This is a genomic window from Aureimonas psammosilenae (assembly GCF_009176975.1).
Classification (GTDB): Bacteria; Pseudomonadota; Alphaproteobacteria; order Rhizobiales; family Rhizobiaceae; genus Plantimonas; species Plantimonas psammosilenae.
Window position 1 is genome coordinate 72,488 of sequence record NZ_WEZG01000011.1, and the last position, 20,699, is coordinate 93,186.

Sequence of the window (20,699 nt, forward strand, 5' to 3'; positions counted from 1 at the left end):
CGGAACGGGACGCCCTCAAGCCCCGGCCAGATGCGAGGACTGCGATGTGTCGTGTGTCGCTCGCATCTGAAAGACAAATACGGCAAGCACGTGTCTTGTGCGCCCCGGGACCGAGGCTTCACATTGGCCTTGTTGCATCCCCGCCACAAAAGGCTGGGTCAACCGCCGCTCGCGGCTTGGCCTTGTTCTTTGGTGCCGACGAAACGTTCGATGGCGGAAGCGATGGCGGAAGCCGAGTCGCGACGCCAGCTTTCATCGAGAAGAAGCTGCTCGTCATCGACATTGGACAGATAGCCGATTTCGAGCAGTACGGACGGCACGTCAGGCGCGGTCAGCACCTTGAAGCCGGCCGAGCGCTTCGGATTGCGAATCAATCGGATGTCGTGACGTCCGAGTTCCTTCACGAGACCGGCGGCGAAATGCTCCGACAGGTTGTCGGTTTCGCGGCGCGTCAGTTCTATCAGGATGTCGAACACCTCCGGCTTGTCCTCCCGCCATTTCGGATCGACGAAGCGATCCGCCGAGTTCTCGCTTTCCGCGACTTCACCCGACAAGGAGTCGGAGGCCTTTTCCGACAGGGTGTAGACGGTCGCGCCCCGAATATCCGCATAGCGGATCGAGTCGGAATGCATGGACACGAAGAGGTTGGCGCGCTCGCGGCGGGCGAACTCCGAACGCTCGCCCAAGGACACGAACGTATCGTCGCTGCGCGTCATCAGAACACGGATGCGGGGCTGCTTGGCCAGTTCGTCGCGCAGAGCCAGCCCGAACTTCAGGTTCACGTCCTTTTCCAGGGTTCCGTGCTTGCCGATGGCCCCCGTATCGACACCGCCATGCCCCGGATCGATCACGACGGTGTACTTCGGCTCCTCCGCCCCGGCCGCCTTCGCTTCGACCGGCGCCGCCTCGTTTCGGTTCGCGGCAGCGGATGCGACGGCAGCTTCGAAAGACCGCGCATCGGCCTCCTTCAAGCGAAGCCGCAGCACGTGTCCCTCGCCCTCGCCGCTTTCCGCCACCAGTTCCGGAACGGCCGGACGCTTCAGTTCGAGGATCATGCGGAAGCGATCCTTGGCGATCAGCCCTTGCCTCAGGTTGGAGATCACCGGGTTGGCGTCGAGATTCACCGACTTCACGGCGGTGACGGTGTCGTAAAGGTCCAGAACCACGCGATCGGGACCGCGCAGCACCATCAGCTTCGTTCGCGGATAGGCGGTCAGCCGGAGCTCGATCTCGACGCCGCCATCGACGGCACGCTGTTCCAGCCTCGTCAGAACCGCGTCGCGAGGTTCTTCGGCGACGGCGCGCCCGCCCGACACGCATCCAAGGACGATCATCGCGACGAGAAGCACGCGACGGCAAAGAAGAAACAGGGCTTTTTCCGGCATCGATCGCTTTTTCGCTCGGGATCGGCAGCAGATGGAGGTGGCGACGTGACGGCGAGTCTTCGCAACGAGGCCTGTCGCAAGGCTTTCCCCTTGTTTCGCGGCGTCGCCCATCTTAAAAGCGAAAGTGAGGCCGGAAGACTCACAAGTCGATCGGAGTTGATTCGCCCAGAACGGGCCGGTGCCGTGCGTTGTGGCGCAGAGACCGGCCGGGCCAATGTCGAGCGCGACGAGCGCCGACAAGGGTCGTTCGAAGGCGGTCGCTGCGGTTTTCGCCGGCCTCCCAAAGCCATTCTCGCCCGACGCATCAGCGCGGGCGGTTTCCTCGCGCAGATCGGCCGCTCGTCTTGCGGCTTTCGTCGTGCGGTTTCGTCGGTCGCCATCCGGTGGCCAAACAGTGTTGCAGGTCCCAGAACTTTGTCGCCAGCCTTTCCCGAACGATCGACGAACACAGCGAGGCCGCTTCGGCCGACCGCGTCGTCGTGGGCCGGGCTCTTCAGCGGACAAAGGTTCCCGACCGTTGCGGACACGCCTCCCCCAGCGAAATCTCCGCCCTTGACCGGCGGACGCGCAGCCGAGGCGTTGGTCCGGGAGATCAAATGCCATGGCAAACAAGATGCTGATCGATGCGTCTCATCCAGAAGAGACGCGGGTCGTAGTCCTCAAGGGTAACCGGATCGAAGAGTTCGATTTCGAATCCGAACACAAGAAGCAGATCAAGGGCAATATCTATCTGGCGAAGGTGACGCGCGTCGAACCTTCGCTCCAGGCCGCCTTCGTGGAATATGGCGGCAACCGCCACGGCTTCCTCGCCTTCAGCGAAATCCACCCCGATTACTACCAGATCCCCGCCGCCGACCGTCAGGCGCTGGTGGAAGAGGATCTGATCCGGGCCAAGGAAGAAGAAGAACAGGAAGAGCGCAAGTTCAGCCAGGAGCGTTCGCGCCCTGCCGCTCCCGCTCGCAAATCCAACGCCACCCCCGCTGAAGACAGCGTTTCCGAAGCCGTCGAGACCGACGAGCCGCGCGAAAACGGCGATGGTTCGGAAAGCGAAGAGACATCCGAAGAAGGCACCGAGGGCGCAATCGACGCTCAAGGGGACATCACCGAAACAACGATCGACGTCGAGGCGCTCACGCAGGACGTTTCCGACGAATCCACATCCGTGGACGAGACCGGCGAAGCCATGGACGGCGAAACCTCGTCCGACGAAGACGGTGCCGAAGGCAACGAGGAAGAGACTGCCTCCGAAAGCGAAGAGCCCGCACCGCGTCGCAGCCGCCGCGGCCGCTCGCGTCGTCGCGGCAACGGTGCCGAAGACGATCTGCCGGGCGAAGAGGAAGAAGAGGTTGTCGAGGAGCTTGGCTCGCAGGACGCCATGGAAGAGGTGCCGACCCGCGCCCCCCGCCCGCCGCGCAAGCAGTACAAGATTCAGGAAGTCATCAAGCGCCGCCAGATCCTGCTCGTGCAGGTCGTGAAGGAAGAGCGCGGCAACAAGGGCGCCGCCCTCACCACCTATCTGTCGCTGGCGGGCCGTTATTCCGTCCTTATGCCGAACACGGCACGCGGGGGCGGCATCTCGCGCAAGATCACCAACGTCGCCGACCGCAAGCGGCTGAAGGAGGTCGTGCGCGATCTCGAAGTGCCGCGCGGCATGGGCATCATTCTGCGCACGGCGGGCGCGATGCGCACCAAGCCGGAAGTGAAGCGCGACTACGAATATCTGATGCGCCTTTGGGAAACCGTGCGCACCGTGACGCTGTCCTCCATGGCGCCGGCGCTGGTCTACGAGGAAGGCAGCCTCATCAAGCGCTCGATCCGCGACCTCTACAACAAGGATATCGACCAGATCCTCGTGTCGGGCGAGGACGGCTACCGCGAAGCCAAAGACTTCATGCGGATGCTGTTGCCGAGCCAGGCGAAGGTCGTGCAGCCCTATCGCGAAGCCGGTGCCATCTTCTCGCGCGGCGGCATCGAAGCCCAGCTCGACCGGATGCTCCAGCCCCATGTGACGCTTAAATCCGGCGGCTACATCATTCTCAACCAGACCGAAGCGCTGGTTTCCATCGACGTCAATTCGGGCCGTTCGACCCGCGAGCATTCGGTCGAGGACACGGCGCTCCAGACAAATCTGGAAGCTGCCGAGGAAATCGCCCGCCAGCTTCGCCTGCGCGATCTCGCCGGCCTTATCGTCATCGACTTCATCGACATGGAGGAGAAGCGGAACAACCGCGCCGTCGAGAAGAAGATCAAGGACTGCCTGAAGGACGACCGCGCCCGTATCCAGGTCGGCCGCATCTCGCATTTCGGCCTCTTGGAGATGAGCCGTCAGCGCATCCGCGCGAGCGTTCTGGAATCCACCACGAAGGTCTGCCCGACCTGCGCCGGCATGGGCTTCATCCGCTCCGACTCCTCGCTCGCGCTGCACGTCGTGCGCGCCATCGAGGAATATCTGCAGAAGCAGTCGACGCACGACATCGTGGTGAAGGTGCCGACCGGCACGGCGCTTTACGTGCTGAACGAGAAGCGCCGGACCATCGACGAGATCGAGCGCATGTACGGTCTGCGCATCCTCCTCCAGGCCGATGACACGCACGGTCATCAGCATGTGGCGATCGAGCAGGGCGCGGAAGCCGCGCCTCGCCCGGTCAAGGCGGAGGTCGTCAGCCCCCTCACCGTGATCCCGGACGAGCTCGAACCCGAAGTCATCGCCGACGAGCCTCTGGACGAGGAAGTCGCGCCGGAAGCCGAGGACGAGCGTTCGGAGGAAGGCGGACGCCGTCGCCGCCGTCGCCGGCGCGGTCGTAAGGGTTCCGAGACCGAGAACGGGTCCGACGAGAACGAGACTGCCGAGGAGAACGGCGAGACCGAAACCGCGTCGGAATCCACCGACGAGGAGGAGACTGCCGAGAACGCCAACGCTTCCGACGAGGATGAAGGCAACGGCCGCAAGCGCCGTCGTCGCGGTCGCCGTGGCGGCAACCGCCGGACGCGCGAAGAAGAAGCTGCCTCGCCCGAGCATGGTCTCGACGCAGCCTTCCCGAACGCCGTCACGGAAACGCAGCCGGACGCCGAGGAGCAGGTTTCGGATGAAGCCGGGCTAAGCGAGGCCGAGCCGGTGAGAGAAATCGCGGCAGCCGAGACGACGAGCGAGGCTGTCAGCGAGTTTCCAAGCGAGCCGGCGCCGGAAGCTACGGAAGTGTCGGAGGAAGCGCCTCTGGCCTCCGAAGCGATCGCGCCCGTCGTCGCCGAGCCGGCGGTCGAGGCCGAGCACGAGGCACCCGCTACTGAGCCCGTCGAGGAACAGTCGGAAGCGCAGATCGCTGCCGAACCGGTTGAGGCCGAACCCGTCGCGGAAGAAGCGCCGAAGCGCGAAGAGCTTCTGGAGCCGCTGGTGACGTCCAGCGACGCCCAGGAAGACGGCGGTGAGCCGAAGCCGAAGCGCACCGGCTGGTGGTCCCGCCGCAGCTAAGAACCGACGATCCGGGGCGGCCTTCGAGCCGCCCCTTTTCGTTTCAAAGCTTGGCTTCGATGCGCCTCACCGCCTCGACCAACGAGGCGTTGTCGCAGGCATAGGACAGCCGAACGGTGCGGTGGCCGCGCCTCGGGTCGAAGTCGAGACCGGGCGTCAGCGCGACATGGCAGGTTTCTAGGATGTGCCGTGTGTAGGCCGTCGAATCGTCCTGCCCTTCCGGCAAGGTCGCATAGGCATAGAAGGCGCCGTCGATGGGCGCGATGTCGCGAAAGCCGAGGTGCGGAAGCGCTTGCGTCAGGAAGTCCCGGTTGGCGACATAGCCCTCGCGCACCTGCACGAGTTCGTCACCGGCGTCCAGCACGGCCATGGCGGCGACCTGGCTGAGTTCCGGCGCAGAGATGTAGAGGCTTTGCGCGATCCTCTCGATCGGTCGCACGAGATGCGGCGGCAGCACCATCCAGCCGATCCGCCAGCCCGTCATGCAGTAGAATTTCGAAAAGGAATTGATAACGATGGGCGACGCCGAATAGCTGAGCGCCGTCGCCTCGGTCTTGCCGTAGGTCAGGCTGTGATAGATCTCATCAGAGATGAAATGAATGCCGGCCGCATTCGCGAAGGAGACGAGCCGTTCGAGTTCTTCGGGCGGCGTCACCGTTCCGGTCGGGTTGGCGGGACTGGCGACAAGAACCCCGTGCAACGGCTGCTTCTCGTGCTCGGCGCGAACGCGCGCCGCATCCAGTACGTAGCCGTCGCCGGCATCGACCTCGATTTCCACCGGAACGAGGCCCAGCGCCTTCAGGATATTGCGATAGGCGGGATAGCCGGGCGACGCGATGGCGACGCGGTCGCCGGGATCGAAGGCCGCGAGAAACGCGAGGTTGAAACCGGCCGAGGAGCCGGTGGTGATCATGATGCGCTCCGGCGACACCTCGCAGCCATAGTAATCGGCATAGTGCCGCGACAGGCGCTCGCGCAGGTCCATGCGTCCGAGCGCGTCGGTATAGGCGATGCGGCCGGTATCGAGGATGGTGCGCGCCGCGTCGATCGCCCGTTTCGGTGCCGGCGCGAAGGGCTGCCCGACGGCGAGCGAAATGACGTCCACGCCGCCCGCCCGCATCCGGTTCGCTTCCGCCAGAACATCCATCGCGCGGAACGGATCGACGCGCGAGCGTTGCGAAGCGGCCGCAATTGGCGCAAAGGTTTCAGTCATGGCTCCGTAGCGTCCAAACTTCGCCGAAAAGACCTGTGTGCTTAACGGCTGATACCGATCGTTTCGGCGCTGCCCGGCGGGAGCGCGAAGGGGGTCTTCTAGAACCGATGACGATGCGCTTCCAGACCCGGCTGGTCTCCTTGATCGCCGCCATGGCCACGGCCTTCACGTCCGTCGCGGCGGAAGCGGCCCCGCGCCGATCCAACCTGCCGATCGTTCGCGATGCCGAGATCGAGGCTCTGGTCGCCGACTATACACGGCCGATCTTCAAGGTGGCCGGATTGAAGCAGCCGGTGGACATCATTCTCGTCAACAATCCCGAGTTCAATGCCTTCGTTTCTGGGCGCCGCATCTTCGTGAACACGGGAACGATCGTCGGATCGGGAACGCCGAACGAACTCATCGGCGTTCTGGCGCACGAGACCGGGCATCTGGCAGGCGGTCACCAGAACAGGCTGCGCCAGCAGGTCGATCAGGCGCAAAGGATCGCGACCATCGCCGGGGTTCTCGGCATTGGTCTGGCGGCGGCAGGCGCAGCGGCCGGTTCCGGTAACCTGGCGCGCGCGGGAACGGGCATCTTCGCGGGGGGCGGCACGGCCGCGATGCGCGGGCTTCTCGGCTACCAGCGCTCGGAGGAAACAACCGCCGACCGCTCGGCGCTCGTTTATCTCGAAAAGGCCGGACAGTCCCCGAAGGGTCTCATCACGAGCTTCGAGCGGCTGGAGCGCAACAACATCCTGTCCGGCGTCCAGTCGAGCCGCTACATCTCCTCCCATCCCGCGCCGCGCGACCGCATTTCCCTCATGGAAACCACGGCGCGCCAAAGCCCCTATTTCGACAAGACGGACAGCCCGGACCTCCAGCTTCGCCACGATCTCGCCCGCGCCAAGATCGTCGCCTACAACGAAGGCGGAGGAGCGGTGCAGCGCTTGTTTCGCAAGGACCCGCGCGGCCTTCCTGCGCTTTATGGCGACGCCATCTCGACCCACCTTGCCGGCTCTCCCGCCCTCGCCCTTCAGAAGATCGACGCGGTGGTCGCCAAGGCGCCGAAGAATCCTTACTTCCACGAGATGCGGGGCGAAATCCTGCTGGAAGCGGGGCGCGCGAAGGACGCAGCGACCGCCTTCCAGACGGCAGCCAAGCTCGATCCCCGCAAATCCGGTCTGATCGAAGCTTCCATCGGGCAAGCCCTGGTGACGAGTGGCGACGCCAGTCAGATGAAGGAGGCGGTGTCCCGCATCAAGCAGGGCATCGACGCCGATCCGAGCAATGCCAACGCCTATCGCTTCCTCGCCATGGCCTACAACAAGCTCGGAGACGACGCTTCGGCGGAGCTTGCCACGGCCGAAGGCTACTGGCACGGAGGAGCCATGAAGGATGCCAAGCTCTTCGCGGCGCGAGCGCAGTTGAAGATGAAGCCCGGCACGCCGCAATGGCTGCGGGCGCAGGACATTCTCCAGGCGAAATAGCTTCGAGCGAAGAAAGGCGAGTTTTCTTGCAAACGCGATCGATCCGCGCGGCCGCCCTGGTCGCCCTGTTCTGTACCCAATGGGCGGCGCCCGCCGCCTTCGCCATGGACGACGCCGAGAAGACCGAGATCAAGAAGGTCGTTCGCGAATACCTTCTGGAAAACCCGGAAGTCCTGCTCGAAGCCATGGACGCCCTGGAAACGAAGCGCGCCGCCGAGGAATCCAAATCGCAGAGCCAGGCCATCGCGGGCGTTGCCGATCAGTTGAACGAAACGCCTCCCGGCACCGCGCTCGGCAACCCGGAAGGCGACGTCACGCTCGTCGAGTTCTTCGACTACAATTGCGGCTACTGCAAACGCGCCCTCCCCGACACGAAGGCCCTGATCGCCGGCGATCCGAAGCTTCGCGTCGTGTTGAAGGAGATCCCGGTTCTGGGCGAGCAATCGGTGGCGGCAAGCCGCGTCAGCCTCGCCTTCCGTCATATTCAGCCCGCACGCTACGGCGAGTTCCACGAGAAGCTTCTCGGCTCGCGCGGCGTTGCCGACGAGGACAGCGCCATCGCGGTTGCCGAGGGCTTCGGCGTCGGGGAAGCCGATATCCGCAAGGCCATGGCGCTGCCGGACATCCAGGCTGCGATCGATGCCGACACGCGCCTTTCGGCGGCGTTGCGAATCAACGGCACGCCGTCCTACGTCATCGGCGACGAAGTGGTTTCGGGCGCGGTCGGACGCGCCGCGCTCGGCGCCAAGATCGACAACGTCCGACGCTGCGCCAAGGCGACCTGCTGATCGCCGCACTGATCGCGCAAATCCGCGCTTTGCGAGAATGACGCGACGGTCTATAGGGCTGCATCGAATTGAACGGCGACATGATCGCTCGTCGCGCCGCCGCGCCGCAAACGGTCCGGGGCCGAACGCCGCAGCAAGCGGCGACACAGGGCAAGCGATCGATGTTCGGAAGGAACGGAATGTCCAGCAAGGAAAATAGCATCGACCACGGTCTGGTGCGTCAGCTCGCCGATATCCTCAACGACACCGACTTGACGGAAATCGAGATCGAGCAGGGACCGCTTCGCATTCGCGTTTCCCGCAAGAAGGAGATGCCGGCCATGATGCCGCCGAGCTATCAGGTGATGCCGCAGCAGCAGGCGGCGCCGATGGCCGCGCCGGTTGCCGCTCCCACGGCCTCCGCAGCGCCGGCATCGACCGGGCCCGAAGCCGGTTCGGTTCCCTCCCCGATGGTCGGCACGGTTTATCTGTCGCCGAGCCCGGATGCCAAGCCCTTCATCGAAGTCGGTCAGACCGTCACCGAAGGCGAAACGCTTCTCATCATCGAGGCGATGAAGACCATGAACCAGATCCCCGCGCCGCGCTCCGGCAAGATCGTGCGGATCTGCGTCGACAACTCCCAGCCGGTGGAATACGGCGAAGCTCTCGTCGTGATCGCCTGAGCGAGCGCGCGATGTTCAAGAAGGTCCTCATCGCGAACCGGGGCGAGATCGCCCTTCGTGTCCTGCGCGCCTGCAAGGAGCTCGGCATCCCGACCGTCGCGATCCATTCCACGGCGGATAACTCGGCCATGCACGTCCGGCTCGCGGACGAAAGCGTCTGCGTCGGACCGCCGCCGTCGCGCGACAGCTATCTGAACATTCCGCAGATCCTGGCGGCCTGCGAGATCACCGGCGCGGATGCCGTGCATCCGGGCTACGGCTTCCTGTCCGAGAATGCGCGCTTCGCCGACATTCTCGACGCCCACAAGATCACCTTCATCGGCCCGACCGCCGACCATATTCGCGTGATGGGCGACAAGATCGAAGCCAAGCGCACCGCTAAGCGCCTCGGTATTCCGGTGGTTCCCGGCTCGGCCGGCGCTGTCACCGACGACGTCGAGGCGGTGCGGATCGCCGGCGAGATCGGTTATCCCGTCATCATCAAAGCCTCCGCCGGCGGTGGTGGCCGCGGCATGAAGGTCGCCAAGACTGCTGCCGATCTTTCCGTGGCGCTCGCGACCGCGCGCTCGGAAGCCGGCGCGGCCTTCGGGGACGACGCCGTTTACATCGAGAAATATCTGGAAAAGCCGCGCCATATCGAGGTGCAGGTGTTCGGCGACGGCGCCGGAAACGCCATCCATCTCGGTGAGCGCGATTGCTCGCTCCAGCGCCGCCACCAGAAGGTCTGGGAAGAAGCCCGCTCGCCCGCCCTCGATGAAGAACAGCGCGGCCGGATTGGCGAGATCTGCGCCAATGCGATGCGCGAGCTGCGCTATCGCGGCGCGGGCACGATCGAGTTTCTGTACGAGAACGGCGAGTTCTATTTCATCGAGATGAACACCCGCCTTCAGGTCGAGCATCCGGTGACGGAAGCGATCACCGGCATCGATCTCGTCAACGAACAGCTTCGCGTGGCGGCCGGGCACGGGCTGTCAGTGACGCAAAGCGATATCCGCTTTGCCGGCCATGCCATCGAATGCCGCATCAATGCCGAGGACCCGCGCACCTTCGCGCCCTCGCCCGGCAAGATCACCTACTACCATCCGCCGGGCGGCCTCGGCGTGCGCGTGGATAGCGGCATCTATCAGGGCTACTCCATTCCCCCCTTCTACGACAGCCTGATCGGCAAGCTCATCGTGCATGGCCGCACGCGCGAGGAATGCTTGGCCCGTCTGCGCCGCGCGCTCGACGAGATCGTGGTGGACGGCATCAAGACGACGATCCCGCTGTTCCAGGCGCTGGCCGAGAACGAGGACGTCGTGCGGGGCGAGTACGATATTCACTGGCTGGAGAAGTATCTCGGCATGACCAAGTCCGCCTGACGCGGGCCATGGCGCGCCGCCGCACTCCCCGGATGGAGGTGACACCCACCATCCTCCTGAAGGCCTATGCCAGCGGCATCTTTCCGATGGCCGAAAGCGCCGACGACCCGAGTATCTTCTGGGTCGACCCGACCGAGCGCGGCATCCTTCCGCTCGACGGCTTCCATCTGTCGAGGAGCCTGGCGAAGGCCATCCGGCGCAAGCAGTTCGAGTTGCGCTACGACAGCGCCTTCACGGCGGTCGTGGATGGCTGCGCGGAGCCGGCCCCCGGACGACAGCAGACCTGGATCAACGCCGATATCCGCGAACTCTACCTGTCTCTCCATCGCCTCGGCCATGCCCATTCGGTCGAGACGTGGAAGAATGGTCATCTCGTCGGCGGCCTTTATGGCGTCAGCCTCGGCGGCGCGTTTTTCGGGGAAAGCATGTTCTCGCGGGAAACCGACGCTTCGAAAGTGGCGCTGGCTTTTCTGATCGAGCGCCTGCGCCGAGGTGGCTACATCCTCCTCGACACCCAGTTCATCACGTCGCATCTGGAGCGCTTCGGCGCGGTCGAAGTGCCGAGAGCGCGATACCACGAGCTTTTGAACGAAGCTCTGGCGACGGAAGCGAGCTTTCAGCCGCTCGGCGGCGACGCCTCTCCGGAAGCGCTTTTGCAGGCCTTCAGCCAAACGTCGTAGACGGGGTGCTCCACGGCGTTGAGGCCGGGCGAGTCCTGAAACATCCAGCCGTTGAAGATGCGCTTGATCTGCCGGTCGAGCGTGATCTCGTCGACTTCCACGAAGGCATCGGTTCGGGCCGGTTCGTCCGGCGCGCTCGTATAGCAAACGCGCGGCGTCACTTGGAGAGCGCCGAACTGCACCGTCTCGTCGATGCCGGCAGTGAAGGTCGTGATCCGGCCGGTGATCTTGTCGAGACCGGAAAACTCGGCGACCTGGTTGCGGATGCGTTCGGCGAAGCTCGGTCCGGCCGACAGCGTGGCTGCGGCCAGAGCGAGAATTGTCACGGCTTTTCTCATCGGCAAATCGAGCGAAGGCGCCGCGAACCGATCAGGGCTGCCACGCGTCGTAGTCGCCGGTCACGCGCGGACGCTTGGTCTGCTTGAGAAGGGAGCCCTTCGGACGATAGGCCTTTGGCGTGCCGGTCAGGTTCTCGATATGCGGCTTCTCCCAAGCCTTGGCCTTGTAGTCCTGCTGGGAGGGCGCGACATCGGTGCGATGATGCATCCAGCCGTGCCAGCCGGCCGGGATCGCCGAGGCTTCGGCCGGTCCGTTATAGATCACCCACCGGCGCTTGCCGTCCGCGGTCTGATAATAAACGTTGCCGCGCTCGTCCTCGCCGACCTTCTTGCCGAAGCGGCGCGTATAGAAGTTGGTGCCGACGGTCGAGCCGTTCCACCAAGTGAAGATCGTCAGAAGCAATTTGTTCATCGGGCAGGTCCGCCTCTCGCTGCCGGCCTTATGGCGCTACGTCGTCGGAAAGTCCATCGCCGGCGCGCGCTGGCTCGATCGCGCGCTCCATGCGAATGATCCTCGGCGGGCTCGTTTCGGCTTCCAGCCCCTCGGTGACGAAGCCGTGGCGTTCATAGAAGCCGATGGCGGCGCGATTCGCCGCTTCGACGTCGATCCTGATCCGATCGGCGTCAGTGAAGCCACTCTCGACCGCATGCAGCAGAGCGGAACCGATACCCTCGCCTTGCCGCTCCGGCAGGACATAAAGCTGATGCAGAAACACGATGCGCGGTTCTTCAACTGCGGCGAAGGCCATGCCGGCGATCTCGCCCGCGACTTCGCCCACGAGAAAGCGGCTGTGCAGCCGGCTCAGGCGCTGTTCCATGGCCTCGATCGAGTGCCAGTCGCTCGTCAGCCGTTCCACGTCCTCAGGGCCGTAGATGTCGTCGTAGGTCGCATGCCACGTTTCGCGAAGGAGAACGCGGAGCGCTTCCAGATCGTCGTCGGTCGCAGGTCTGATCGCGAGGCTCATTCGAGGCCGAGCTTCTGCTTGACGAGGTCGTTCACCGCTTGCGGATTGGCCTTGCCGCCGGAGGCGCGCATGACCTGACCGACGAACCAGCCGGCCAGCGTCGGCTTCGCCTTGGCCTGTTCGACCTTGTCGGGATTGGCCGCGATGATCTCGTCCACCGCCTTCTCGATGGCGCCGGTATCCGTGACCTGTTTCATACCACGGCTTTCCACGATCTCCGCCGGGTCGCCGCCCTCGTTCCAGACGATCTCGAAAAGGTCCTTCGCGATCTTGCCGGAAATCGTGCCGCCGCGGATCAGATCGAGGATGCCGCCGAGCTGATCGGCCGAGATCGGCGTTTCCTCGATGCCCTTGCCGGACTTGTTGAGCGCGCCGAGCAGGTCGTTGATGACCCAGTTGGCCGCCTGCTTGGCTTCGCGGCCTTTGGCGACGGCCTCGAAATAATCGGCAATGGCCTTGTCGGACACCAGGATCGAAGCATCGTATACGGAAAGGCCCGCTTCCGCGACGAGACGGGCGCGCTTGTCGTCAGGCAGTTCGGGCAGTTCCTTCGCAAGCGCCTCGACATAGGCATCGTCGAATTCGAGCGGCAGGAGATCGGGATCGGGGAAGTAGCGGTAATCGTGCGCGTCTTCCTTGGAGCGCATGGCGCGCGTTTCGCCCTTGCTCGGATCGAAAAGCCGCGTTTCCTGGTCGATCGCCCCGCCGTCTTCCAGAATCTCGATCTGCCGGCGGGCTTCCGCCTCGATGGCCTGACCCACGAAGCGAATCGAGTTGACGTTCTTGATTTCGCAGCGCGTGCCGAAATCGCCGCCGGGGCGACGCACGGAAACGTTCACGTCGGCGCGCATCGACCCTTCGTCCATGTTGCCGTCGCAGGTGCCGAGATAGCGCAGGATGGTGCGTAGCTTCGTCAGATAGGCCTTCGCCTCGTCGGCCGAACGCATGTCCGGTTTGGAGACGATCTCCATCAGCGCGACGCCCGAGCGGTTGAGATCCACCAAGGACATGGTCGGGTTCTGGTCGTGCAGCGACTTGCCCGCGTCCTGTTCCAGATGCAGGCGCTCGATGCCGATCTCGACTTCCTCGAACTCGCCCTTGTTGTTCGGGCCGACGGACACGAGAACCTGCCCCTCTCCGACGATCGGGTCCTTGAACTGCGAGATCTGGTAGCCCTGCGGCAGATCCGGGTAGAAATAGTTCTTGCGGTCGAAGACGGAGCGGTTGTTGATCTGCGCCTTCAGCCCGAGCCCGGTGCGAACCGCCTGGCGCACGCATTCCTCGTTGATGACGGGCAACATGCCGGGCATCGCGGCATCCACCATGCTGACATTGTCGTTCGGCTCGGAACCGAAGGCCGTGGACGCGCCGGAAAACAGCTTGGCCTCGGACAGCACCTGCGCATGGACTTCCATGCCCACCACGATCTCCCAGTCGCCGGTGGCACCGGTAATGAACTTCTTCGGATCGGGTATGCGCGTGTCGAGGAGGGTCATGGCTCGTCCGGCGATGCGGGTCGTATCGTATCCTGCGAGCGCTAGAGGAATCGGGCCGAGCGTTCAAGGGACGAGGCTGTCGCGCCTCGTCATGACGACCATCCTTCGCTATCCTGTCTCCGAATTGGAGATGGAGAGGAGCCATGAACGTCCAGACCCTTTCCAGGCCATCGAAGACGATGACGGTCGAGGAGTTCTTCGGCTGGATCGAAACGAGGCAGGAAAAATACGAACTGGTGGAAGGGACGCCGAGATTGCAGCCGTGGGTGAAGCGCAATCACGCGAAGATCGTATCCAACATCTCCTATCTCGTCATGTCGCAGATCGATCGTGGGGAATACGACCTTTATCAAGGGGATTTCGCGATCGCGACGGGCCCGAGAAACGTCCGATATGCCGACGTCATGGTGGAGAAGGTCGGCGGTTCGGGGCAGGCCCGCACGACGGAAAGCGCCGTGCTGATCGTCGAGGTTCTTTCCCCATCCACGGCGGCGGAGGATTTCGGTCGCAAGCAGCAGGAATATCTGAACCTGCCGACGCTAGACACCTATCTCATCGTGGCGCAGGACGCGCGGTGCCTTTGGCAATGGACGCGAGACGAGAATGGAAACTGGCCGGAGGAGCCGCTCGTGATCGAGGAGGGGTCCGTCGAGATCTCGGCCCTCGGCGCGAGCCTCGCCTTGGAGGACGTTTATCGCAACGTCTCGTAAGCAGGCACTCCGTCCTCAGCGATCCGAGGACAACGCCTGGACGATGGCGCGGCGTTCGTCCTGAAGGTCGCTCACGGCCACCGGACGCCCCGCCCGCCGATACCAATAGCCGGCATTGGCGAGATCGCCTTCCACGCGGTGAAGATGCGCGTGTATCCAGGCGGCGTCGGCCGAGGGATCGTCTTGAACCAGCGCATGAGCGCCGTCCCAATCGCCCGCATCGAGCTTGCGGATCGCCTCGTGCAGCGTGCCGCCCACCATCAGTGTTTCTCCGCCCCGAGATGCTTTTCTTCCTCGGCGATGGCGGCATCCACGATGGAGCGCCAGATTTCGCCGTAGAGCGCCGGATCGAGGCTGCGCTCGGCTGCCCGCCGCTTGGCGTTCTCGATCACTTCGGTCACACGCGACGGCACGTTGGCGGGGAGCCCTTCGCCCTCCTTGAGCACTGCCGCGCGATGGATGCAGGCCATGCGCTCGGCGAAGAGATCGAAGAGCTCGTCGTCCAGCCGATCGATCAAGCGCCGGAGCGAGGCCATGTCGGTGCAGTCGGAGGGCTTCGGACGATCGCTCACGCGCTTACCACCAACGGTCGGGGCTGAATCGACCGGCCGCTTCTTCGATGACGCTTGCCGTCGCGAACAGCGTTTCTTCGTCGAAGGGACGCCCGATAAGCTGGAGGCCCAGCGGCGTTCCCTCGCCCGACAGCCCGGCCGGCACCGCGATGCCGGGCAGGCCGGCCATGTTCACCGTCACCGTGAAGATGTCGTTCAGATACATCTTCACCGGATCAGAGGCGAGATCCTCGTCGGCGATGCCGAAGGCGGCCGAAGGTGTCGCAGGCGTCAGAAGCGCATCGACGCCATCGGCGAAGACCGCCTCGAAGTCGCGCTTGATGAGCGTTCGAACCTTCTGCGCCCGGATGTAGTAGGCGTCGTAGTAGCCGGCCGACAGAACATAGGTGCCGATCATGATGCGGCGCTTCACTTCGCGGCCGAAACCCGCCGCGCGGGTCTTCTCGTACATCTCCGCGATATCGCGACCCGGCACCCGGAGGCCGTAACGCACGCCGTCGTAGCGGGCGAGGTTGGACGAGGCTTCCGCCGGAGCCACGATGTAATAAGCCGGCAGCGCGTATTTCGTGTGCGGCAGCGATACGTCCACGATCTCGGCGCCGGCCTCGCGCAGCCACGCAATACCCTTCGCCCAAACCTCCTCGATCTCGGCCGGCATGCCGTCGACGCGGTATTCGCGCGGAATGCCGATCCTCAGACCCTTCACCGAACGGCCGACCGCCGCTTCGTAGTCCGGCACTTCGCGGTCCACCGAGGTCGTGTCCTTCGGGTCGACCGACGCCATCGATTTCAGCAAGATCGCCGCGTCGCGCACGTCCCGGGCGATCGGGCCGGCCTGATCGAGCGAGGACGCGAAGGCGACGGTGCCCCAGCGCGAGCAGCGGCCATAGGTGGGCTTGATTCCGACCGTGCCCGTGAAGGCCGCCGGCTGACGGATGGAGCCGCCGGTATCGGTGGCGGTGGCGCCGGCGCAAAGCCGTGCCGCGGTCGCCGCCGCCGACCCGCCGGACGAGCCGCCGGGCACGAGGTCGAGATTGGAGCCCTTGCGCCGCCAAGGATTGACGACCGCGCCGTAGTAGCTCGTCTCGTTGGAGGAGCCCATCGCGAACTCGTCCATGTTCAGCTTGCCGAGCATCACCGCGCCGTCGGCCCACAGATTGGCGGTGACGGTGGATTCGTAGCGCGGCTCGAACTTATCGAGGATGTGGCTGCAGGCCTGGGTATGGACGCCCTCGGTGGCGAAGAGGTCCTTGATGCCGAGGGGGATGCCTTCCAGCACACCGCCCTGCCCGGCCGACAAGCGCCCGTCCGAGGCCTTCGCCATCTCGCGCGCCTTATCGTGGGTGACAGTCACGTAGGCGTTGAGCACCGGGTTGGCCGCGTCGATGGCGTCGAGATAGGCGTCCGTCAGTTCGACAGCGGAGAAATCCTTCTTCGACAGCGCCGCGCGCGCTTCGGCGATGGTGAGCGCCGTGAGATCGGTCATCAGATCAGGTTCTTTTCGTAAAAGCGGCTGTAGCCGGAATCCGGATAATCGAGAAAAGCGCCGCATCGGCTGAAACCGGCGCGCTCATAAAGCGCCCAGGCCGGTTCGAAGCCGGTCGTAGCACCCGTCTCCAGCGCCAACCGCCGAAGACCCAAGGCGCGCGCCTTGGCTTCCACCGCCTGGAGAATGCGCCAGCCGATGCCTGAACCGCGCAAAGCCGGGTCGCAGAACATGCGCTTCACTTCGCCGAACTCGCCGTCATGCGCCTTCAAAGCTCCAAGGCCAACCGCCTCGCCGCCCGCATCGCGAACCACGAAAACGGTGACGCCCGGTTCGGCCATCTGCTCGGCCGTCAGTTGGAACTGGAATTCCGGCGGCGAAAGCGGACGCAGGTAATCGTTGAGATCGCCCACGAGACGCCGCACGCAAGTCGAGATCGGAGTTTCCTCGGCGATGGCGAGCGCGCTCACTCCACCACCTTGGGCACGGTGAAGAAGTGCTCGTCGTGGACGGGCGCGTTGGCAACGATGTCGGCAGCCTTGTTGCCGTCCGTCACCACGTCCTGGCGCTTCTTCATGGCCATGGGCGTGACGGAGGTCATGGGCTCGACGCCCTCGACGTTCACTTCGCCGAGCTGCTCGACGAAGCCGAGAATCGCGTTCAATTCGCCCTGCATCGCGGAAACGTCCTCATCGGACACGGCGAGGCGGGAAAGCCGGGCGACGCGGCGGACAGTGGCGGTATCGACGGACATTTCAGCAATCGTCTCGGTTCGGGACGATGCGGCTCTCGCTGCCGGGCGGGGCCGCACCGCTTCGCGCCCGCTATACGAAACGGGCGCGGGCGAGGCAACGGCCCCCGTGTCAGACCTCGAAGGCTTCGCCGATGCGCGGAACGAGAATCTTGTCCGCTTCGCCTTCCATGGCCTCGCGGAACTTGTCTGCGTTCTGGTCGAGCGGCGGGAAGGTGCCATAATGCACCGGAATCACCTTCTGGAAATTGAAATAGCGCCGGCAGGCGAGCGCCGCGACGGCCCCGCCCATCGTGAAGCGGTCGCCGATCGGCACGATGCCGATGGCGGGATGATGCAGTTCCTCGATCAGCGCCATGTCGAAAAAGATGTCCGTGTCGCCCATGTGGAAGATCGTCGGGCCGTCTTGGAAATGCAGCATCAGGCCGTTCGGCATGCCGAGATAGGTGATCGCCCCCTCGTCATCGATCCAGGAGGACGAATGGAAGGCCTGCGTCAGGGTCACGGAGAAATCCTCGAACTTCACCGTGCCGCCGGTATTCATCGGCTCGATGGCCTCCACGCCCTGCTTGCCGACGAAGTTGGCGAGTTCGAATGTCGCCGCGACCTTAGCCTTCGTGCGGCTCGCGATGTCGACGGTGTCGCCGAGATGGTCGGCATGGCCGTGGCTGAGGAGGATGTGGGTCGTGCCCTCGGTGGCCGCTGCGACATCGCCGTTGAAATGCGGATTGCCGGACAGAAACGGGTCGATGAGGATGACGGAGGAGCCGGTATCGATCCGGAAGGCCGAATGGCCGAAATAGGTGAGCTTCATGGTGATCTCTCGAATCCGGGCACGGACGGCCTACCGTCCGTATCGCAGCGGGTTTAAGTGACCCATCTCCACCGTGGGTCAAGCGCCCCGTTCCGCGCCATCAGGGATGCTTCCATGCCGATCGTCGACCTTTCCGCCTTCGCGACCGAAGGCGAAGCCAAGGCGATTCTCGCCGGTCTCGATCTCGGCACGAAGACGATCGGCGTCGCGATGTCGGATCTGTCATGGGCCTTCGCGCAACCGCGCGGCACGATTCGCCGCACCAAATTCACCGCCGACGCCCTGGCGTTGAAGGCGATGCTGGACGGGGCGAAGGTTGATGGCGTCGTGATCGGACTGCCGCTCAACATGGACGGAACCGAGGGGCCGCGTGTCCAGTCGACACGCGCTTTCGTGCGTAATTATCTGAAGCTGGACGACCGGCGGATCGCCTTCTGGGACGAGCGGCTATCCACGGTCGCCGCCACACGGGCGATGCTGTCGATGGATGTTTCCCGCGCCAAGCGCGCCGAGCGGATCGATGCCGCCGCCGCCGCCTTCATCCTGCAAGGAGCGCTCGACCGCTTGTCCATGCTCGGGCCAGACGGGGACGCATGAAGCCGAGAATCGCGCGACGCCGGCGGAATGCGAAGATCGCCAAGAGGATCAGGCCGTCCGTGACGAGCGCCTTGGCGAGAAGCGCGGTGATGGCGTCGGGCTCCATGCCGAGCGTGTCCGCGTAGAGGCGGAACACTTCAGTGTGGAACTCCTGCGAGAAATAGATGCCTCGGCTCGCCAGAAGATGCCACGTCCAGAAGCCGAGCACCGGGCTCAGCCAAAGAGCCAACAACGCCCTCATCGGCCGCGCTCGCTGCCCGACGGCCGCTCTTGGGGAACGGGGCGCATCGCGACGTCGCGTCCGAGACTGCGGGCGATATGAAGCGTGCGCTCGTAGAGTTCGTCGTCTTCTTCTTCGTCTTCCACCTCGATCGCCCGATCGAACAGAATGCCGAGGACGCTGAGGGCGAGAACGGAAACGAGGCCGACGAACGAGACGCTCTCAGCGATGGCCGGGCCGCCGAACCGACAAAGCACCGCCACGATGGCGCTGCCGAAAACGAGGGTCACGATGGCAAGACGCTCGCCGGAGGAGCGGTCGACGATCTCCCTGCCCTGCAGCAGCCACATGGACAGGAGAAGAAGAAGCACAGCCGCCGCGAGAAGAAAGGCGCCGAGCGCGCAAAGGGCGATCCAGGGCCCGCCGCCCGCGAGGAGCATCGCGGCGATCGCGGTTGCGCTGTCCTGAATGCCGGGCATCTTCGGCATTCCCGGAAAGCCCGCCAGGACGATCGCCAAGGCGAGGGTCGCGGAAACGGTGCCGAAGAAACCGGCCCATCCGCCGAGAAACACCATGCTGGTTGCGCGTCTCACGGCCGTTCCTTCCCGAAAAGCGTGTCCGATCAATGTCGCCTTTCTGACGCTCCTGACAATTGGTAACCCTTTATTAACCTTAATTGTACGCGCGAATGCGGTGGACCATTCGGGCGTTCGATCGCATGTGCCTTGCTGCGGCAGGTGCTTTTCCCTATAGGCCGGCTTTGAGATGAGCGCTTCCCAATCCGCACCGACCTTTCGGCATCGCCACCTTCTCGGGATGGCAGGGCTGCAGCCGTTCGAGATCGAGGAACTTCTCGATCGGGCCGAAGGCGAGATCGCCACCAGCCGGCAGACGGACAAGAAGAAAGCGGTCCTGAAGGGCCGCACGCAGATCAACCTCTTCTTCGAATCCTCGACCCGCACGCAAGCCTCCTTCGAACTCGCGGGAAAGCGCCTCGGCGCCGACGTGATGAATATGTCGGTCAGCAATTCCTCGGTGAAAAAGGGCGAAACGCTCATCGACACCGCGATGACGCTGAACGCCATGCGGCCAGACATTCTGGTCGTGCGCCACCATGCGGCCGGGGCGGTGGCGCTTCTGGCGCAGAAGATCGGATGCTCGGTGGTGAATGCCGGGGACGGCGCGCACGAGCATCCGACGCAGGCTCTCCTGGACGCCCTTACGATCCGGCGGCACAAGGGGCGCATCGGCGGCCTGACCGTGGCGATCTGCGGCGATGTCCTTCACAGCCGCGTTGCCCGTTCCAACATTCTGGCTTTGAACGCGCTCGGGGCGCGGGTGCGCGTCGTCGCCCCCTCCACGCTTCTGCCGACCGGCATCGAGCAGATGAGCGTCGAAGTGTTCCGGCGCATGGAGGACGGCCTCGAAGGCGCGGACGTTGTGATGATGCTGCGCCTTCAGCGCGAGCGCATGGCCGGCGCTTTTGTGCCCTCGGTGCGCGAATATTTCCGCTTCTTCGGCCTCGACGCCGCCAAGCTTGCCAAGGCGAAGCCGAACGCACTGGTCATGCATCCGGGGCCGATGAACCGCGGTGTCGAGATCGCGTCCGAGATCGCGGACGGGCCGCAAAGCGTGATCGAGGAACAGGTGGAAATGGGCGTCGCCGTGCGCATGGCCGTGATGCAGGCGCTTCTCCCGGCGGAAGGAAGCAACGCGTGAGCGA

Annotated in this window: 23 protein-coding genes; 9 read left to right on the forward strand and 14 right to left on the reverse strand. The window is 64.4% G+C overall.

All coding sequences use genetic code 11. The features are described from left to right. Positions 1-158: 158 nt before the first annotated feature. Positions 159-1,385 (reverse strand): N-acetylmuramoyl-L-alanine amidase, encoded by a 1,227-nt coding sequence (locus tag F9929_RS17655; RefSeq protein ID WP_193227818.1) that lies wholly within the window; start codon positions 1,383-1,385, stop codon positions 159-161. A gap of 601 nt (positions 1,386-1,986) precedes the next feature. Here F9929_RS17655 and F9929_RS17660 point away from each other — a divergent pair. Next, the gene (locus F9929_RS17660) at positions 1,987-4,854 is read left to right on the forward strand and encodes an Rne/Rng family ribonuclease (protein ID WP_152047873.1); all 2,868 of its coding nucleotides are present in this window, start codon (positions 1,987-1,989) and stop codon (positions 4,852-4,854) included. A gap of 43 nt (positions 4,855-4,897) precedes the next feature. On the opposite strand, the gene F9929_RS17665 is transcribed toward F9929_RS17660, so the two are convergent. Beyond that, the gene (locus F9929_RS17665) at positions 4,898-6,046 is read right to left on the reverse strand and encodes a pyridoxal phosphate-dependent aminotransferase (protein ID WP_193227820.1); all 1,149 of its coding nucleotides are present in this window, start codon (positions 6,044-6,046) and stop codon (positions 4,898-4,900) included. 128 nt (positions 6,047-6,174) lie between these two features. On the opposite strand from F9929_RS17665, the gene F9929_RS17670 reads away from it, so the two are divergent. The 5 genes from F9929_RS17670 to aat all read left to right on the forward strand — a co-directional run bounded on the left by F9929_RS17670 (position 6,175) and on the right by aat (position 11,027). Next, entirely contained in the window at positions 6,175-7,536 is a 1,362-nt protein-coding gene (locus F9929_RS17670; protein ID WP_407922251.1) for a M48 family metalloprotease, read from the forward strand. 26 nt (positions 7,537-7,562) lie between these two features. After that, the gene (locus tag F9929_RS17675) at positions 7,563-8,324 is read left to right on the forward strand and encodes a DsbA family protein (RefSeq protein ID WP_235919389.1); all 762 of its coding nucleotides are present in this window, start codon (positions 7,563-7,565) and stop codon (positions 8,322-8,324) included. A 179-nt stretch (positions 8,325-8,503) separates the two neighbouring features. Continuing rightward, complete coding sequence (gene accB, locus F9929_RS17680) at positions 8,504-8,986, forward strand: acetyl-CoA carboxylase biotin carboxyl carrier protein (RefSeq protein WP_152047877.1); 483 nt, start codon at positions 8,504-8,506, stop codon at positions 8,984-8,986. A gap of 11 nt (positions 8,987-8,997) precedes the next feature. Then, entirely contained in the window at positions 8,998-10,347 is a 1,350-nt protein-coding gene (accC, locus tag F9929_RS17685) for an acetyl-CoA carboxylase biotin carboxylase subunit (protein ID WP_152047878.1), read from the forward strand. An 8-nt stretch (positions 10,348-10,355) separates the two neighbouring features. Next, a complete protein-coding gene (gene aat, locus F9929_RS17690) occupies positions 10,356-11,027 on the forward strand; it encodes a leucyl/phenylalanyl-tRNA--protein transferase (protein ID WP_152047879.1) in 672 nt (223 codons plus the stop codon). On the opposite strand, the gene F9929_RS17695 is transcribed toward aat, so the two are convergent. The 4 genes from F9929_RS17695 to gatB are packed head-to-tail and all read right to left on the reverse strand — an operon-like array spanning position 10,964 to position 13,826. Continuing rightward, on the reverse strand, positions 10,964-11,365 hold the full coding sequence (locus F9929_RS17695) for a DUF2155 domain-containing protein (protein WP_152047880.1): 402 nt from the start codon (positions 11,363-11,365) through the stop codon (positions 10,964-10,966). The genes aat and F9929_RS17695 overlap by 64 nt on opposite strands. Before the next feature lie 31 nt (positions 11,366-11,396). After that, positions 11,397-11,777, reverse strand: a complete 381-nt coding sequence (locus tag F9929_RS17700) for an NADH:ubiquinone oxidoreductase subunit NDUFA12 (protein WP_152047881.1) — start codon at positions 11,775-11,777, stop codon at positions 11,397-11,399. Positions 11,778-11,805: 28 nt separating this feature from the next. After that, on the reverse strand, positions 11,806-12,330 hold the full coding sequence (locus F9929_RS17705) for a GNAT family N-acetyltransferase (protein ID WP_152047882.1): 525 nt from the start codon (positions 12,328-12,330) through the stop codon (positions 11,806-11,808). Further along, positions 12,327-13,826 (reverse strand): Asp-tRNA(Asn)/Glu-tRNA(Gln) amidotransferase subunit GatB, encoded by a 1,500-nt coding sequence (gene gatB / locus F9929_RS17710; RefSeq protein ID WP_152047883.1) that lies wholly within the window; start codon positions 13,824-13,826, stop codon positions 12,327-12,329. Before gatB ends, F9929_RS17705 begins: the two co-directional genes overlap by 4 nt. A 143-nt stretch (positions 13,827-13,969) precedes the next feature. On the opposite strand from gatB, the gene F9929_RS17715 reads away from it, so the two are divergent. Further along, complete coding sequence (locus F9929_RS17715) at positions 13,970-14,536, forward strand: Uma2 family endonuclease (protein WP_152047884.1); 567 nt, start codon at positions 13,970-13,972, stop codon at positions 14,534-14,536. Positions 14,537-14,551: 15 nt separating this feature from the next. Here F9929_RS17715 and F9929_RS17720 read toward each other — a convergent pair whose 3' ends face one another. The 6 genes from F9929_RS17720 to F9929_RS17745 all read right to left on the reverse strand — a co-directional run bounded on the left by F9929_RS17720 (position 14,552) and on the right by F9929_RS17745 (position 18,159). Next, positions 14,552-14,797: a hypothetical protein gene (locus tag F9929_RS17720; RefSeq protein ID WP_235919391.1), complete on the reverse strand. Its 246-nt coding sequence runs from the start codon at positions 14,795-14,797 to the stop codon at positions 14,552-14,554. After that, positions 14,797-15,108, reverse strand: a complete 312-nt coding sequence (locus F9929_RS17725) for a chorismate mutase (RefSeq protein WP_235919393.1) — start codon at positions 15,106-15,108, stop codon at positions 14,797-14,799. The genes F9929_RS17720 and F9929_RS17725 overlap by 1 nt, the downstream gene beginning before the upstream one ends. Positions 15,109-15,112: 4 nt before the next feature. After that, positions 15,113-16,594, reverse strand: a complete 1,482-nt coding sequence (gene gatA, locus F9929_RS17730; RefSeq protein WP_152047885.1) for an Asp-tRNA(Asn)/Glu-tRNA(Gln) amidotransferase subunit GatA — start codon at positions 16,592-16,594, stop codon at positions 15,113-15,115. Continuing rightward, positions 16,594-17,064, reverse strand: coding sequence for a GNAT family N-acetyltransferase (locus F9929_RS17735; protein WP_152047886.1), 471 nt, complete (start codon positions 17,062-17,064; stop codon positions 16,594-16,596). Before F9929_RS17735 ends, gatA begins: the two co-directional genes overlap by 1 nt. Next, positions 17,061-17,348: an Asp-tRNA(Asn)/Glu-tRNA(Gln) amidotransferase subunit GatC gene (gene gatC, locus F9929_RS17740; RefSeq protein WP_152047887.1), complete on the reverse strand. Its 288-nt coding sequence runs from the start codon at positions 17,346-17,348 to the stop codon at positions 17,061-17,063. The genes F9929_RS17735 and gatC overlap by 4 nt, the downstream gene beginning before the upstream one ends. Before the next feature lie 109 nt (positions 17,349-17,457). Then, the gene (locus tag F9929_RS17745) at positions 17,458-18,159 is read right to left on the reverse strand and encodes a metal-dependent hydrolase (RefSeq protein WP_152047888.1); all 702 of its coding nucleotides are present in this window, start codon (positions 18,157-18,159) and stop codon (positions 17,458-17,460) included. A 114-nt stretch (positions 18,160-18,273) separates the two neighbouring features. Between F9929_RS17745 and ruvX the strand changes: the two genes are divergently transcribed. Next, complete coding sequence (gene ruvX, locus F9929_RS17750) at positions 18,274-18,756, forward strand: Holliday junction resolvase RuvX (protein WP_152047889.1); 483 nt, start codon at positions 18,274-18,276, stop codon at positions 18,754-18,756. Here the strand turns inward: ruvX and F9929_RS17755 are convergent. Both F9929_RS17755 and F9929_RS17760 read right to left on the reverse strand, forming a co-directional pair. Further along, complete coding sequence (locus F9929_RS17755) at positions 18,698-18,997, reverse strand: DUF6105 family protein (protein WP_152047890.1); 300 nt, start codon at positions 18,995-18,997, stop codon at positions 18,698-18,700. The two genes, ruvX and F9929_RS17755, sit on opposite strands and share 59 nt — an antisense overlap. Then, positions 18,994-19,569 (reverse strand): hypothetical protein, encoded by a 576-nt coding sequence (locus F9929_RS17760; protein WP_152047891.1) that lies wholly within the window; start codon positions 19,567-19,569, stop codon positions 18,994-18,996. Before F9929_RS17760 ends, F9929_RS17755 begins: the two co-directional genes overlap by 4 nt. A gap of 172 nt (positions 19,570-19,741) precedes the next feature. Here F9929_RS17760 and F9929_RS17765 point away from each other — a divergent pair, with 172 nt between their 5' ends. Then, positions 19,742-20,695 carry an aspartate carbamoyltransferase catalytic subunit gene (locus F9929_RS17765; RefSeq protein ID WP_152047892.1) on the forward strand — a complete coding sequence of 318 codons (954 nt, stop codon included), beginning with the start codon at positions 19,742-19,744 and terminating at the stop codon, positions 20,693-20,695. Positions 20,696-20,699 lie beyond the last annotated feature (4 nt).